The organism is Lysinibacillus sp. RS10 (genome assembly GCF_041956855.1).
GTDB classification, from domain to species: domain Bacteria; phylum Bacillota; class Bacilli; order Bacillales_A; family Planococcaceae; genus Lysinibacillus; species Lysinibacillus xylanilyticus_A.
In genome coordinates this window covers 4,775,917-4,794,237 of sequence record NZ_CP167122.1, presented here as the reverse complement: position 1 = coordinate 4,794,237, position 18,321 = coordinate 4,775,917, and the positions used below count along the sequence as shown (strand labels likewise).

Sequence of the window (18,321 nt, the reverse complement as noted above, 5' to 3'; positions counted from 1 at the left end):
TTTTAATAAGGAGAGAAGAGTGGTTATGAGTACCTTAAACTTAGATAGTAGTAGACCTAATAAATTGCATACGAATAAAGTGGAAGACATTATTAGCATTTTTACTGATATCGTAGATCTTCACTCAGATAATATTGCCATTGAATCCAATCTACAAAAAATTTCATATAAAGAAATGGATCATTTATCAAATCAAATTGCTTATAACTTAAAAAAAGCAGGTATAAAAAATGGAATGTTTGTATCTACATTTATGGAACGAACAATAGACACTTTCATTACTTGGTTAGGTATTTTAAAAGCAGGAGCTGCCTATCTTCCGATAGATCCAACGAATCCTATAGACAGAATAAATTATATTTTAGAAGATTCAGGGACAAGCGCCATAGTTACAAACACCCAACATCTTGAGAAAATATCGGGTAAAAACAAGTGTATTTTTCTAATTTCCGATTTAAAGAAGGGAAATTACACACGTGAAGAAGTAAAAATCCAAAAGAACCATGAGCAGCTGGCTTATTTAATTTATACATCTGGTTCCACAGGTAAGCCAAAGGGTGTACCAGTGTTACATCGCGGAGTAGTGCGGCTTGTCAAAGATACAAATTATGTAGAACTTAATGAAAATGATAGGATTGCTCAACTTTCAAATGCTTCATTTGATGCAATTACTTTTGAAGCTTGGGGAGCCTTATTAACTGGAGCAACCCTAGTTATTGCGGAGCAGGAGGTAGTACTCTCACCAGATAATCTTGCACTTTGGATAGAAAAACAAAGAATTACTACAATTTTTGTAACAACTGCCCTTTTCAACAATATAGCTGAAGTGAAGCCACAAGCCTTTTATAATTTGCGTTATCTTTTATTTGGAGGAGAGGCATGTAATCCTTATTGGATAAGAGAAGTGTTAAATAAGGGGAAACCGTTAAATTTACTTCATGTCTATGGCCCAACAGAAAATACTACATTTACTCTTAGTTATAGAATTGACGAATTAACAGATTTAGGTAGTAAAACAGTTCCTATAGGTAAAGCAATAAAGGGCACGCAGGTTTATGTTTATAATGAAGATACCGGATTTGTTGAAGGAGAAGGAATTGGGGAACTTTATATAGGAGGAAAAGGACTAGCTTTAGGCTATTGGAAAAGAGATGAGTTAACCGCAGAAAAATTTATTGATAATCCATTTGATACGCAAATAGGATCTAAGCTGTATAAAAGTGGAGATATCGTAAAAGTAAGGAATGACGGTGAAATTGAGTTTGTTGGACGAACAGATCATCAAGTTAAACTAAGAGGATATCGTATAGAATTAGGGGAAATTGAAGAATGTTTCCGCCGTATTGATAAAGTTAAAGAGTGTATAGTGATGCTCTCTACATTGGAAAACGGAGATAAAAGGATTATAAGTTATTATACTACTGAAATTCCTCTAAAGAAGAGTTATATAAGGGAACTGTTACAAAGGGAATTGCCGCATTATATGTTACCTTCTGTTTTTATCCATGTTGATGCTTTTGAATTAAACATGAATGGGAAAATTGATAGAAGAAAATTAAAAGATCCAGACGCATCAGATCTTAATGATGAAGATCATATTTATATAGCGCCATCAAACTTAATGGAGAAAACAATCGCAGAAGTTTGGTGTGAAGTTCTAAAAATAAATCAAGTAAGTATTTATGATAACTTCTTTGAAATAGGTGGTCATTCCTTATTAGCGACTCAGGTAGTTACTAGGTTAAGGAAAAAAGTAGGGAAAAATATTCCTATACAAATTATATTCGAATATCCTAGTATCTTCGAATTATCGAAAGAAATCGAAAAAACTGAATACGAAAAACTTAGAGTTATTAAGAAGGATAAAGAGGAAGAACATTATCCTTTGTCTCTTATGCAAAAAAGGCTATGGTTTTTGAATCAGCTTAATCCTGAAGATGTTTCCTATAACATTCCATTTGCGTTTAGCATCGAGGGACATTTAGATACAGATATTCTTGAAGAGAGTATTAATGAGATCATTAAGCGCCATTCTGTCCTTCGTTCACTATTCAAAGAAGAAAATGGTCAACCCCTTCAGTATTTTAAAAAAATGAAACGCTTTAAACTAGATATTATTGATTATAGAGATAAAGAATTTACTCAAAGTGAAATTTTGAATGGAAATAAGATATGGACTTTGCCTTTTGATTTGGAAAATGGTCCGCTAATGCGAGCAAAACTTATTCGTCTGGCAGGGGAAAATATTTTAATATTGGTGTTTCATCATATCATTTTCGATGGATGGTCAAAGAATATTTTATTGAAAGAAATGGACGAGATTTATAATAATATTCAAAATAACGTTGGAAAGAAACTTCGGAATCTTCCTATTCAATTTCATGATTTTGCTAAATCGCAGGCCGAGTGGGAAAAAGAAGGTTTTATTGATAAACAGCTTGATTATTGGAAGGATAAACTAACAACTCCACTTCCAATACTTGACATACCGAGCGATTTTAGACGGTCTTTAAATTATCAATCAGCTGCAAGTAGTGCCAAAATTGAACTATCTGAAGAATTAACAAGCCGTCTCAGAAAGATTAGTTCTGATGAAGGAACTACTATGTTCATGACTTTACTTTCTACATTTAAAGTTTTTCTATATCGACTTTCAGGTCAGAATGATATTCTTGTTGGAACATCAATAGCAGGACGTAACTATGAAGAGATTGAATCGCTGATAGGATTTTTTGTAAATACCCTGATAATTAGAACATCGATAAATGGGGAATTTTCATTTAAAGACTTCTTAAGAATAGTAAAAGCAGAGTGTTTAGAGGCTTTTGCAAATCAAGATGTACCATTTGAAAAGATTGTTGAAGAGATACATCCTGATCGAACACTATCAAATACACCTATTATTCAAACCATGTTTGTTTATCATAATGAGGAATCCCTTGCGAATAATACTTATAAAATAGGTAGAAATGAATTAATTGTAGAAAACGATTTTGCAAAATTTGATCTAACCCTATCCATTGAAGAAAAAGTAGAGAAGACTATTCTAGAATTTCAATATCGTTCAGATCTGTTTGATAAGGCACGAATAGAAAAGATGCTGCAAAATTTCGAGAAATTAATAGAATCTTTAATGACTAATCCAACCTCTCCTGTTTGCGAAGTCGGTATATTATCAGAGGTAGAACGGGTTACAAAACTAGAGAAAGTATTTGGAGAAAAGCCTATTTACAATTCAAATATTGTTAGCGTTATTGAAGAACAAGCGAAAAAAACCCCACAGAAGATAGCTGTTGAATATAATGGAAAATCAATAACATATTACTCGTTAATAATGCAATCCAGAAAAATATCTAAATTTTTAATACAAGAAAAGGGTGTAGAAAAGGGGACTAGGATTGCCATTCGAGATGAAAAAAGTATTGAAACATTAATTTTTATGTTAGCAATACTTCAATCGGGTGCGTGTATGGTTCCTATTGATATAAACTACCCATTAAAACGTCAGCAATACATGATTCATTTATCTGAGCCAAAACTTCTATTTACGTCTTCAAAATATAAGGAGCAATCTTTAGAGATTTTTTCAGGGGATATAATTGTTTTGGAAGATATTAAGGACACTAAGGATATTAATGACGATTTCTTAGAAACAATTTCAGTAGATTCTAACTATGATGCTTACATTGTATTTACATCTGGATCATCTGGTAACCCTAAGGCTATATTAAATACTCATTATGGTGTTTTGAACTATTTTTCTTTTCTAGATAAAGAGTTTGATATTGCAGAGCAAGATAACGTTCTTCAATTGGCTTCGTTATCAGTTGATGGTTTTTTAAGGGATCTTATCTACCCGCTAACATGTGGAGCAAAGGTAATTATGGTAACTGATGATGAGAAAAAAGACTTAGAACTAATGACACGAATTGCTAGAAATACTAAAGCTACCTGCCTTTTAAGTACTGTACCTTCATATCTGAAAATTTTGTCTAAGGAACAACTTGAGGGAGAGGAACTCAATAATAGTCTTCGCTTGATTTTTACTAGTGGAGAAATACTAAGTAATGAAATTGTCTCTGCTGTACAAAGTGCATTCCCATCTTCAAAACTCGTCAATTTATATGGACCAACTGAATGTACGTTAACGACTACATTTAATGTGATACAAGGACCACTAACTAAAAAATATGTAATAGGAAAACCAATCGATAATACATTTTTACTGATTCTTGATAAAAATATGCAGATCGTTCCGGACGGAATAATAGGAGATATCTATATCGGTGGTGCAGGTCTGACAAAGGGGTATGTTGGAAATCCCGAATTAAATAAAGAAGTTTTCTTAACATGTCCGATACTTGGAAACGAGACGTTGTACAAAACTGGCGATGTAGGAAACTACCTTGATAATGGAGATATTGAATTACGTGGAAGGTCAGATCGTCAGATCAAGATCCGAGGTTACAGGGTTGAATTGGATGAAGTGGAACGTGTCTTAGAAGCCCATCCAGATATTCGATCAGCCATTGCAACATGCGAGCCTGATAAATATAAGGAAAATATAATAATATCATATATCGTAACTAAACAAGATTGTACTCTTATATCAAAACATATAGTTTCATTTTTACAAGAACATTGTCCAGATTACATGATTCCAAGTCAAATTCATTTCATTGATTCAATTCCTTACACACCTAATGGGAAAATTGATAGAAAGCAACTAAAAAATATGGTGAATCAACAGAGAGAAGTAGAAGTAGAAGTAGAAGTAGAAGTAGAAGAACCATCGAAATCAGGTAAATATGAAAGTAGTATACTTTCAATTTGGAGAGAAGTATTAAATAAAGAGAGGATTGGGGTTAATGATAATTTCTTTGAAATCGGAGGCCATTCTCTTTTAGCCACACAAATAATTTCGCGTATTCGAAAACAAATAGGAGTAAATATAGCTCTAGCTCACTTATTCAAATATCCTACTATTCGTCAATTGTCAATTGAACTCGAGAATGGAAGTCGGAAGATTAGGAAGAATCTAATTACAAGTCGTGCTAGAAAGAGCATTACTAATAGGGAGGGAATTTGATGAATATAGCTATAAAAGATCAAGAAAATACAATCAGCCAACTGTATGAAGCACCTATGTCTTACGGGCAAAGAAGACTTTGGTTCCTTCAAAACTACGACCATGATCAAAAAGCGTATAACATTACATTTGGTCTGAAAATATGTGGTTCAATATCATTAGAAAAATTTAAAAGTAGTCTTAAGGCAATTGTACAAAGACATGATGTGTTTCGAACAAAATTTGTACATGAAAAGTCGGAATATAAACAAATTATTTCATCTTATGGTTCATTGAATTTTGAATATATTGATTTATCAAATTCGTCGAATGTGGATCAAGAGACAGAAGTAATTTTGCAATCTTTAAAAGAGAAAGATTATCAGCTAGATTTAGGTAATCTGTATATGTTTAAGCTGTTAAAAATATGTGAGTCAGAATATAGGTTTTTTATGGGTGTACACCATATTATTTTTGATAGAAGTTCATTTAATAGCTTTATGAGTGAACTAAATAAATATTATAGCAATACAAATTATGATAATTTTGACCAGGAAAATAATCTCCAATACTCGGATTATTCATTTTGGCAAAATTCTTGGTTAAAGGAAGATGATGCTGAACTTCAAATGTCATATTGGCTAAACAAATTACAAGGGGATCTTCCAACTCTTCGCTTCCCTAAATTAGAAGTTCCTTCACATCAGAATATCAGTAAGGGAACAAGCCTTAAATTTGAATTAGAAGCAAGCTTAACTAAACAAATTAGAGAATGGTGTATTAAACAAAACGTAACTCCAAATATGGTGCTTATGGCAGCTTATAAGATTCTTTTACATCGTTATACAGGCGAAGCGGATATTTTATTAGGCACCCCAATAGCTGGGAGGAACCAACAGGAGTTAGAGGATATAATAGGTTTCTTTGTAAATACGCTTGTTATTCGAACAACAGTAAATGAAAAATATACATTTGAAGAATATGTGGAAAATGTAAAAGATGTGTGTTTGGAAGCTTATATGAACCAGGATATCCCATTCGATAAATTAGTAGAAGAGCTAAACCCAGAACGAAATCTAAATACAACACCTATCGTTCAAACATTTTTTTCAATGCAGAATACTCTTGAAAAAGAAATTAGTTTTGAAGAGAATTTAGCTGAGTTTATTGAGACTGATATCATGACCCCAAAAACTGATATTGCTCTCCTCATGTACGAATCAGAAAACGGGATTGAAGGTGAAATACAATATGACACCTCTTTATTTAATTCAGAAATGGTAAAAAGATTTGCCCGACATTATCAAAATCTTTTGAAATCAGTAATCGGTAAATCTCATTTGCCAACGAAGTGTTGTTGCATTTTAACTGAGGAAGAGAAGACTCTGTTTACTAAAGTAAATGATGTTAGATGGAACAAAATAGAACTAACAGTAAATCAGCTAATCGAAAAAAGGGTAGAAGAAAGCCCTGATTCTATGGCCATTGAGCATTTCGGAGAGAAAGTTACTTATAAGGAATTAAATAATAGGGCAAATGCATTTGCATATCGACTATTGGAACTTAATTTGGATAAGGAAGCGCCTATCATAGTCTCAATGGACAGAGGGCCTAATTTAATAATAGTACTTCTAGCAATTTTAAAATCAGGTCATTTTTATCTACCTGTAGATTCTTCGCTACCTAAACAAAGGAAGTTAGACATATTGGAGGATAGTAAACCTTCCTTGATCATTGAAGAAAAGGGTGATTTTGAAAGCGTAAAATCCAATGTTATACGAGTAGGGAATTCAGATTTTCTAGAAAGTAGTTCAAATAATTTGTCCACGAGTAAAAGTGTAAAAGACTTGATATATCTAGTTTATACTTCAGGATCTACAGGAAAACCAAAAGGTGTAATGGTTAAAGAAGAAGGAATAATTAGAGTAGCCATGGATAAGGATTTCTTTGATGAGAAGTCTACAGCTCATGTCTCCCAGATACTTAGTATCTCCTTTGATGTTGCTCCTGTTGAGATTTGGGTAACACTTATAAACGGTGGAACTATCCATATCGCTAACAATGATTTAGTACTATCCCCGAGTGACTTTGCGCATTGGATTAAAGAAAAACAAATAACAACTATGGCAATTCCATCTGCTCTATTTAACCAGATGGCGCAAGAAGAGCCTTATGCATTTTCTCAGATAACCAACCTTTTTATAGGCGGAGAGGTATGTAGTCCAAAATCGGTAAAACAAGTTTTAGAGAAGGGTGGACCCAAACATCTTTTAAATTCCTATGGTCCAAGTGAAAACACGGCTATTACATTAAATTATTGGATAAATGCCCCTTCTAGGAATATTAATATAAATAATTCAATACCTATAGGAACTCCAATTAATAATACAAAAGTTTATGTTCTAGATAAATATAAACAACAAGTACCTATCGGAGTACCGGGGGAACTATATGTTGGTGGTGATGGATTATCTGCAGGATATTGGAACAGTCCAGATTTAAATAGGGAGAAATTTATTAAAAGTCCGTTTAATGACCATGAAAATCTTTACGGTACGGGTGATATAGTTGTTTACTCATTCGATGGTAATATCTTGTTTTTAGGAAGAAAAGATAATCAGGTTAAATTAAGAGGGTTCAGAATAGAACTTGGTGAAATCGAAGAAACTATTCAAAATACTAATTTAGTAGAGGATGCAGTAGTTTTATTTGAAAAAAATAAAGATAACAATGGGAAATTAATCTGTTATTACACAAGCAATTTAGATTCTAGAAAAACTACTTTAAGAAAAGAATTAAGTTTACGGTTGCCAAATTATATGGTACCTAGCATCTTTATAAAAATTGATAAATTTCCCCTTACAGTCAATGGAAAAATTGATTATAGGAAACTTCCAGAACCAACCGAAGGCGATATAGAAACGGTAGGATACGAGGAGCCTCAAAACGAAATAGAACTATTCTTACAGAAGATTTGGCAAGATGTTTTGAAAATTAAAGAAATTGGCGTGCAAGATAACTTCTTTGAAATAGGTGGACATTCCTTATTAGCAACACAAGTAATTGTCCGAATTGCAAAAGTGTTGGAGAAAAATGTACCTATAAAGGTGTTATTTGAAAATCCGACAATTAGGAGTATGGCGTTATTACTTTCTAGCATGGAATCTTGTACTTATAAATCTATTGAAAAAAGACAAATTAAGAATGAATATGAGCCACTAACTTCATCTCAAAAAAGTCTTTGGTTCATTCAGCAGATGGATCCTATAAGTAGTGCATATAACATTCCATTTGCTTACACTCTTGAAGGAAAGATTGATTACTTAATACTTGAGCAAAGTATACAAGAAATTATAAATCGTCATGAAATTTTGAGAACTAACTTTATTGAAATAAATAATGAGCCTCGTCAATTTGTTAGACCACCATTAAGTTTTAAATTAGACGTTGTAAATGAAATAAATCAAATAAGTGAAGTTCAAAATGAAATTCAAGAGCTCTCATGGATACCGTTTAATTTAGAAATAGATACATTATTAAGGGTTACCCTTATACAAGTGTCTGATAATAAACATATTCTTTTATTTGTAGCGCATCATATAATTTTCGATGGATGGTCTGAAAAAGTTTTCATTAAGGAACTAGGGCAGATTTATAGAGACATTACGAAAAATATTTATCTTACTGAAAAGAATTTAATCGATGAATCAGAGAGGCTTCAATATAGAGATTATGTATATTGGCATAATCAAATTGAAATGGAAGAAAAAGACGAGCATCTAGAATTTTGGAGTAAAGAATTAGCTGGTGAGTTACCAATATTGGAGCTCCCTACAGATTATACTCGACCTCAAAAACAGACTTTCAGTGGTGAGAGTATTGAAATAAATATACCTAGTAATTTAGTTGGGCAATTGAGGGAATTATCTAAAAAAACAGAATCAACGTCATTTATATCATTGTTATCCATTTTTAAGATTTTATTATCTCGCTATTCGGGGCAAAAAGATATTTTGGTTGGAATTCCTACATCAGGAAGGGGTTATGAGGAATTAGATAATTTAATCGGATATTTCGTAAATACCATAGTAATTCGCACTAAGCTTGATAATGAACCTTCTTTCAAAGAATTCCTTAATCAAGTAAAAAATACATGTTTATCAGCCTTTTCACATCAAAATATATCTTTCGAAAAATTGGTAGAGGAGATAAATCCTACACGTGATTTAAGTCACACACCAATTTTCCAAGTTATGTTTTCACATAATTTAATGACAAACGAAAATAGATATCTTAATAAAATATTAGTTAAACCTTTTGAGGTTAAGAACATTGTAACTAAATATGACTTAGCACTTAATATTAATGAAAGTGAAGATGAAATTAGATTAGAGGTGCAATACAATAAAGACTTATTTAATCGAGAAACCATTACTAAATTCACAAACAATTATCTAAATCTATTAGAAAGTGCCCTTTCTAATTTGGATCAAAATGTAACTAGATTATCATTCCTGTCGGAGGGGGAAATTGGGAATATAGAGAATGCTTCGGTGAATGAAATCAATTCATCATCGACTAATCAATTCTTCTATGAACTAATCGATCAATACAACATAATTTCACCAGATAAGAAGGCTGTTACTTTTAAGGGTGAAAGTATTACCTATAATAAATTAATTGAACAATCAAACAGTATTGCCAATTATCTAATTGATAGCGGGTATCTTGTAGGGTCAACAATTGGTCTCTATGCGGAGAAATCTCTTGCAACTTTGCCTCTTGTTATGGGAATTATGAAAGCTGGTTGTACTTTTGTTCCATTCGATCCTCAACACCCAATTAAACGAGTGAGTTATATGATAGAAGATGTAGGGTTAAAGGCTATTTTTACGAACAGCGATTTGGTAAAGGACTTGAATACAATTGCTGATGTAATAAATCTTGATGAATTATGGGAATCAATAAAAGATTATAAAGGTGGAATGCAGCCTACAACAAGACATTCTTCTGAAAGTGCAGCTTATATAATCTATACATCAGGAACAACAGGAAAGCCTAAAGGGGTAAAAATTAATCATAAAAATATTATGAGTGCCTATCCATCGTGGGAAAAAGTCTATGGAATGAAAGATACAAAGAAATATCTCCAAATAGCTAGTATTTCTTTTGATGTTTTTATTCAAGATTTACTTCGCTCTTTGTGCAGTGGAAGTGAAATGATTTTGGCAGATAAGAATTCTATTATTCAACCAGAAAAACTCTATGAATTATTGTATGAGAGTGAAATTGAATTCGCAGAGTTCGTCCCTGCCGTATTAAAATACCTTGTTTCATACTTAAAAGAGAATAATAGGAGCCTACCTAATCTGAAAATGATTGTTTCGGGAGCTGACACATGGTACGTAAAGGATTTGTTAGAAATTCATAAATACTTTGATCCAGATGTAACATTCATAAACTCCTATGGGGTTACCGAAGTTACAATAGATAACACTTATTTTATATGGGATAAATCTCAGAAATTAAACTCGGATATCGTACCAATTGGAAAACCTTTCCCTCATGTTAAGGCATATGTATTGGATGAAGCACTTCAACTAGTCCCTCAAGGAGCTGTTGGGGAACTAGTCCTTGGAGGACCTACGGTAGCAGAAGGTTATCATGGTAAAGATTTAATGACAAAGGAAAAGTTCGTTAGAAGTCCTTTTAATTCAAAAGAGAAGCTTTACCTGACAGGTGATTTAGTCAGAATTCAATCTTCGGGCGATTTGGAGTTTATAGGGAGAAAGGACAACCAAATAAAGATACGTGGTTATAGAATTGAGACTAAGGAAATTGAAGCAACAATTAGGAAACATGAACAAGTAAAAGATTCTATAGTGGCAGTAAAAGAAAGTGATAGTAACAAGCAACTGATTGCATTTGTAATTCCTAATGAAGGATTAATAAAAAGTCAACTTCTTAACTATTTAAAATCTGTATTGCCGGCCTATATGGTTCCTTATCGTATCGAATTCATTGATAAATTTCCATTGAATGACAATGGTAAAATTGACCGTAAAAGTCTGGTTGAGTCTTTTGATGAAGGAGAACAGAAGATCGATGCTGATAATCTACCAAGATCAATAGTAGAGACTAGAGTGGCAGATATTTGGAAAGAGGTATTGGGTCTGGAAATTATTCGTATCGATGATAACTTCTTTGAACTTGGAGGGCATTCATTAAATGCTACTCAAGTAATTTCCCGTCTTCAGAAAAAGTTTAAAATTACTATTCCTTTAAAGACTATATTTGAAATACCTGAGGTTGGATTACTTTCAAACTTTATTGAGCAAGAGTTATACAAAATGATTGAACTAATGTCAGATACTGAAGAAAAATAAATTGCGATAAGGAGTAATATCCCATGTTACTAAAAGATGCTAGTGAAAAAACTAAACAACAATTATTACTCGACATGTTACTTGAAAATGAAAATGAAGATAATATTACACCGTGTGATAAAAAAACACTTTCATTTTCACAAAGAAGACTTTGGATTTTAGATAAACTTCTTACTCAAAAGTCTATTTACAATGTGCCCTTTAACTTAAGGTTAAAGGGCAGCCTAAATGAGGATGCATTAGTCCTGTCGTTAAATAAAATCTTAGAGCGTCATCCTATTTTAAGATCCTTTATTAAAGATAATGGAAAGGAAGAGGAAATAGCGATTTCCGATATGAGAGTGAGCAACCTTGAGATTATTCGATATAAGCAAAATGATAATAATCTTCTTCCAGAACAATTTATAGAAAGATATATCAAACTACAAATAAACCATGAGTTTAACTTAGAAAAAGGACCTTTGTTTAAATTCCAACTCCTTCAATTATCTAATCAAGAATGGATTTTATTAATGAATTTCCACCATATCATATTTGACGGATGGTCTCAGCAGTTATTTGTGAAAGAGTTAAACGAATTATATCGTTCCTTTGTTGAGGGGTTAGAAATATCTCTTCCAGAACCCGTAATTCAATATTGGGATTATTCCGATTGGCAACAATCGAGTTATGAAAGAGGGATGTTTGAAGACCAGCTTCAATATTGGAAAAAGCAATTAAATGGAAAACTACCTATATTAGGGCTACCAATAGATCATGTATATCCAAAAGAACCAAGCTTCAAAGGTGGTAATTTTGCATTTAATATTCAAGAGGATGTGGCAAATAGGATTAAAAGTTGGTGTAAGGCTGAAGGAATAACACTCAACATGGCTTTACTTGCTGCATTTAAAGTACTTTTATACAGGTATACTAATGAGAAGGATATATTAGTTGGCACACCAGTAGCTGGTAGGAATCGCAAAGAAATTGAAAATATAATTGGTTGTTTTATTAATACTCTCGTGATTAGAACACAGATTGTTGAAGATCAAAGTTTTGATGATTACGTTAGACATGTTAGAAATACTTGTTTAGAGGCCTACATGAATCAGGATATTCCATTTGAAAAATTAGTAGAAATATTATCTCCTGATCGAAGTCTTACTACTTCACCCATATTTCAAGTATTGTTTACATTTCAAAATACGATTTCAGTAGAGGAAGAATTATTAGGACTAGATGTGACTCCTTTAGAAGTAGTAAATGAAAAAGCAAAATATGATTTATCACTATTTATGGCTGATGACAAAGAAGGGTTGAGAGGAGAAATTCAATACAATCAAGACATCTTTGACCCTTCCACTATTGAAAGAATGGCTCATCACTTTTTAAATATCTTAGATAAATTTTCTATAGACTCATCGTTTAAAGTTACATCTGTGGATTTTTTGACAAAACAAGAGAAGTTTCTATATAAAGAATTGGGTGAAGGGGGACAAATGGCGCAAAAAATTTCAGATAAGTCATTGTCTAAAATATTTGAAGAAATTGTTGAACTTCATTCTGAAAAAGTAGCAATAAAACATGGTGAAACACAAATATCTTATAAGGAAATGAATATTCAGGCAAATAGATGGGCGAGAGAATTTATTCGGTTAGGTGTAAATAAAACAAATTCAGTGGCCTTATTTATGGAACGTGGAATCGATATGATGATTGCAATGATGGCAATCGTAAAGACTGGAAGTTCTTATATTCCTCTAGATATAAAATCACCAGGCGAACGTATTGAAATAATATTAGATGATTGTAAACCCAAATTAATATTATCTAGCTCAAATTTTGAAAAGAGATTCAAGTTAAATCAGAAAAGCGTTGTAACAATTGAAGAGTTAAAAAGAGATACAGTTTCTATGGAAGTAGCTAATTTACGAATCGATTCTCATAATGAAGATCAGGTTTATGTTATTTATACCTCTGGAACAACAGGAAAGCCTAAAGGGGTATGCGCTAAACAAAAGGGAGTTAAGAGATTAGTTTTAAATATTGAGTATGTAAACCTTGGAAAAGATGATAATGTAGCCCAGATATCAAATGCCGCTTTTGATGCAATGACTTTTGAATATTGGGGAGCGCTATTGAATGGAGCCACCCTTCATATAGCAGAAAACGATACTATCCTTTCAACAATAGACTTTGAAAAGTGGCTAAAAAATAGCGAAATTTCTGTCATGTTCTCGACAGTAGGACTATTCAATAAAATTGCAAAAGAAAGACCTAAGTCATTTTCTCAAGTTCGTGAACTACTAATAGGAGGCGAGATATGTAGCGTAGAGTCCATAAATCGTGTTTTAATAAATAATCCTCCAAAAATGCTCATTAATGTATATGGACCTACTGAAACAACGACCTTTGCCCTTTCATATAAAATTGACTGTTCTGTTACAAAGAGCGTACAAAATTTCCCTATCGGAAAACCTATTGATAATACATTTGTATATGTATTAGATGAAAATATGGTTCAGACTCCGATTGGTGTTCAGGGGGAATTGTTTATTGGTGGATATGGAGTTGCCAAGGGCTACTTAAATAGAGATGAATTAACAGAAAGAGTGTTTTTGAAAAATCCTTTTTCATCTAATCCGGGCGATATAATTTATAAAACGGGCGATATAGTTAAACTTTCAGCTGATGGTAATATAAATATCGTTGGAAGAAATGATAATCAAGTAAAAATTCGCGGATTCCGTATCGAATTAGGAGAGATACAAGATGCACTACGAAAAATAGAGTCTATTTCAGAAGCGTTCGTAGTGTTCAAAGAAGTTGAAGATGGAGAGAAACGTTTAATAGCTTATTATGAATTAGATGGATTATTAAACAAAAAAGAGATTAGAAAGCAGCTTGCTTCCAAGATTCCTGATTATATGATTCCTAGCATTTTTATTGAAGTAGATACTTTCCATTTGAATGAAAACGGAAAAGTAGATATGCATTCCCTACCGTCACCCACTAAATCTGATTATTTATTTGAAGAATTTACTCCAGCAAATTCATTAATGGAAGAAATTCTAGTGGAGATTTGGCGCGATGTATTAGGTAATCAAATAATTGGGATTGACGAGAACTTTTTCGAAATTGGAGGGCATTCGCTTCTAGCTGCTCGAGTCACTACTAGAATAAATGAAGTATTAGAGTGTGAGGTAGGAGTGAGATTAATTTTTGACAATCCAACCATTAGACAAATTTCCCGATATTTAGAAACGATTTTTTTAAAAGAAGAATCGTTAGTATAGGATTAACCAATGAATATTTCTTCTAGCAAACTAATCATTTATTATACTTTTCTCTCCGAGTATATGGACACAGAAATATATAAGATATGTAAAAAGCTTTTTAAAAATGAAGATTACAATAGTATAAAACATCAATCCCAAAATCGTAAGAAGGAAAGAGCAGTAGGTAGAGAGTTATTAGGAAAAGTACTATTTACAGAAATGGGAATTAAATTAGATGATTGTAAAATTGCTAAAAATGAATATGGAAAACCTTATATAAAAAATTATAAGGGTATTTACTACAATATTTCTCACTCAAACGATATTATTGTGCTTGCATTTTCAACATGCGGTCCTGTTGGGATAGATGTTGAATTATTAAAAACAGATTATTTAGATGTAATGAATGAAGTTTTTACATTACAAGAAATAAATTGGATAAATTCGTGTAATGAGGAACAAAGATTAGAGCGATTTTTTATTGTTTGGACTAGAAAAGAGGCTGTAATAAAAGCTATAGGTAAAGGCTTCTCATTCCCGGTAAAAAACTTTTCTGTCTCTAGAGATCAGGTTAATGGGCAAGTAATTAAAGACTTGAAATACTCTACATTTTTTTTGGAGAAAGACTATGTATTATCTATTGCAGTCTGTAATTCCTCCATATCTTTTGATGGAGTTAATATCGAAAAATGGAAAGGTAGGTAGTTGTAACAATGCAATCATGGATCTTTTCATCCCCTATAGAGAAGAGAAAAAATTCTGGGAAGGTAAGGATTTTTTGTTTTCCCTGGGCAGGTGGGGGAGCCAGCTTCTATAAAGAATATTTTAGTAATATTCATCATGAAATAGAAATTTGTCCAGTTCAATTACCAGGGAGAGAGAATCGGTATGGTGAAAACTTTTATGAGAATATGGAATCTCTTTGTGAGGATTTTTTAGAAGAAATGGGAGCAATCTTAGAGGAGAAACCTTATATTTTTTGGGGACATAGTATGGGAGGGATTATTTCCTACTACTTAGTTCAAATGATTGCAAAAAGAGGTGGGAATCTACCTATTCATTTGTTTCTATCAGCTAGTGCACCTCCTAAAAAGAAAGTAATGCAAAATAAACGATCGATAAATCAACTTTTAAGAGAGAACGGCACTCAAGAGGAGATTATAAAGAATCAAGAGTTGCTAGATATTTATTTACCAATCCTTTTAGCTGATTTAAAACTTTTAGAGTCAATTAATATAAATCATTTGAATCGAGAGTTAGCAGTCCCTACAACTATATTTGGTGGAAAGAATGATTCTATGTTGCCTACTGAGGAATTAATTGACTGGAGGAACTTTGTAAAAGAGGTTAGAGATATACTCGTTTACAGTGGAGGACATATGTATATTAGAAACAATCGAGAACAGCTATTAAGGGATATTGAAGAAATATTATTGAAAACTGGTTTTTAATTGAAGAATAATATAATGAAATTTTACCTTAAAGATTTTATTTCGAATTAAGGTTAAAGGGTTAAAAGGATCACTTATTTCCTTTTTAATGAAAAATTAGATAAATAGGGATGTTGATGAAAAGTTAATGAAAAAAACTTTTCACTATCCCTATTCGATGAATGGAATAGATGAATAGGAAATTATGGTGAATGATTGTGATTGGAAGTGTTGTCTGTGATAAATATAAATTATAGTTCCAGGTTGATTGAATAATAAAATGGGGTGAGGATTTGAATTTATTGTTAAGAAATAGTAATTTTTTAAAACTTTTCATAGGAAGAATTGTTACAAATATTGGTGATAGTATATATTATATAGCTTCAATGTGGTTAGTATATGAGCTTGGAGGTAATGCATTCTATACTGGATTAGCGGGCTTTTTAATACTGTTACCTAAAGCATTACAGTTTCTAACAGGACCGTTTATTGACCGTTGCAGTATTAAAAAAATATTAGTAACGACACAGATTCTCCAATGTATTCTTGTTTTATTTATCCCGATTGCTTATTTATATGATTTTCTGAGCATACAACTAATTTTGATAGTAATGCCCCTTATTGCATTTATTGAAGAGTTTGCATATCCGGCACAGACGAAGGCTTTGCCATTAATTCTTGAGAAAGATGATTTAATAAATGGGAATTCTCTATTTGCATTTGCATATCAAGGGGTTGATATCGTTTTTAATGCTATTGCAGGGATACTTGTCGCCATGTTTGGAGTAATGGTACTTTATATTGCAGATTCAATTACTTTTGCAGTAGCTACTCTTTGTTTCGGTTTATTGAAGGTAACTCAGAGTCCGGATTCGAACCAAATAAAACCTCCTCAAAAGAGTATTATAGGTTTTGTTAAAATATACCTAATGGAAATAAAAGAAGGTTTTAAAGTAGTTTTCGGATCGCTACTATGGGCCATTCTCATAGGTACATTAATAGCGAATTTTTCAATAGGAGTAGCGATGGCAGTACTTCCCTCTTTTGCAGATCAAATTGGTGGAGTTAAAATGTATGGAATCTTTTTGGCTGCGCTTTCCATAGGTTCTTTAATAGGAGCATTAACAGGACCTTTGATAGGAAAGTTTCGTTTGGGGTATGCAACAATTATTGCTTTCACATTAGGTGGAATATGTTGGACTTTATCTGGAATCACATCAATACCTTTACTCTCTGCAATATTATTTGGACTTGCTTGGATTCCAATAGGATCAATAAATGTCCTATTTGCAGGAGTAGCCCAAGCAGTTATACCAAATTATTTATTAGGTCGTGTATCCTCTGTAATATCTAGCGTAAGTGTTGGTGTGATGCCAATTGGTTCTTTAGTAGGTGGATATTTAGCAGTGTCATTAGGAAGTAAAACGATCTTCTCTTTTACAGGTATTGGAATGCTGTGTATAACCATAATTTGGATAATTCATCCGGTATTAAGGAGATTGCCAGTTATAAATAGTATCAATGTAGAAACATTAAAAATTAAAATAAATGAAGATAATAGATAAATATCTAAGAGTGGTATTTACAATTAATGACTGATTTAACTAGGTACATATTAATATTGGATAAAGTAAGAGTTCTTTCTTAAGGAAAAAATGATGGGCTATGATAACAACTAACCCCATGTACTGGCAGTTCTTAAGTAGATAGTTAGTTAAAAATGAAGCTTCTCATGAGGTTAATTTTTGTGAGAAGCTTCTACTTGGTAAAATAAAGTATGTATTAACCACAAACAGTTTCGAGATTTTTTGTTTTAAATATTCTTCTTGAATTACTTTGAAAAGGTGGGTTCGTATCCTTCGGAAATCTTAATTTTTAAAATGTCAGGATGTTTGCACGCTGAAATGAGAAATACATTCGAAGGAGAAGAGGGAATTTCTTGAAAGATAAATTCTGTTAAAAGGTCAGTCAAAAGTTGTTAAAAGAATGTTACCAGTAAACTCTGTATTTGATGGTGGAAAAACTTTATTAAGGGATTTGATCAGGTATAAAGATTGCTAAAGACTAATAAAGGAACTAATTCCTCTGAAAAAGTTCTGTTTATAAAGAAATTATTTATTGTTTAAAGAGTTTTAAATCTTAATAAGATCGTTGGATTACCTAATTGTTTAAGGCAT

At 32.3% G+C, this 18,321-nt stretch carries 6 protein-coding genes; all 6 read left to right on the top strand.

Annotation, left to right across the window (positions count from 1 at the left end):
* Positions 1–25 precede the first annotated feature (25 nt).
* The 6 genes from ACB089_RS23865 (at position 26) to ACB089_RS23840 (ending at position 17,709) form a co-directional block, all read left to right on the top strand.
* Positions 26–5,089, top strand: a complete 5,064-nt coding sequence (locus ACB089_RS23865) for an amino acid adenylation domain-containing protein (RefSeq protein ID WP_374964212.1) — start codon at positions 26–28, stop codon at positions 5,087–5,089.
* A complete protein-coding gene (locus tag ACB089_RS23860; RefSeq protein WP_374964211.1) occupies positions 5,089–11,454 on the top strand; it encodes an amino acid adenylation domain-containing protein in 6,366 nt (2,121 codons plus the stop codon). Before ACB089_RS23865 ends, ACB089_RS23860 begins: the two co-directional genes overlap by 1 nt.
* 23 nt (positions 11,455–11,477) lie before the next feature.
* Entirely contained in the window at positions 11,478–14,732 is a 3,255-nt protein-coding gene (locus tag ACB089_RS23855; RefSeq protein ID WP_374964210.1) for an amino acid adenylation domain-containing protein, read from the top strand.
* 9 nt (positions 14,733–14,741) lie between these two features.
* Positions 14,742–15,419, top strand: a complete 678-nt coding sequence (locus ACB089_RS23850) for a 4'-phosphopantetheinyl transferase family protein (protein ID WP_374964209.1) — start codon at positions 14,742–14,744, stop codon at positions 15,417–15,419.
* Positions 15,420–15,427: 8 nt separating this feature from the next.
* The gene (locus ACB089_RS23845; protein WP_374964208.1) at positions 15,428–16,165 is read left to right on the top strand and encodes a thioesterase II family protein; all 738 of its coding nucleotides are present in this window, start codon (positions 15,428–15,430) and stop codon (positions 16,163–16,165) included.
* A 272-nt stretch (positions 16,166–16,437) separates the two neighbouring features.
* Positions 16,438–17,709 (top strand): MFS transporter, encoded by a 1,272-nt coding sequence (locus ACB089_RS23840; protein ID WP_374964207.1) that lies wholly within the window; start codon positions 16,438–16,440, stop codon positions 17,707–17,709.
* Positions 17,710–18,321: the final 612 nt, after the last annotated feature.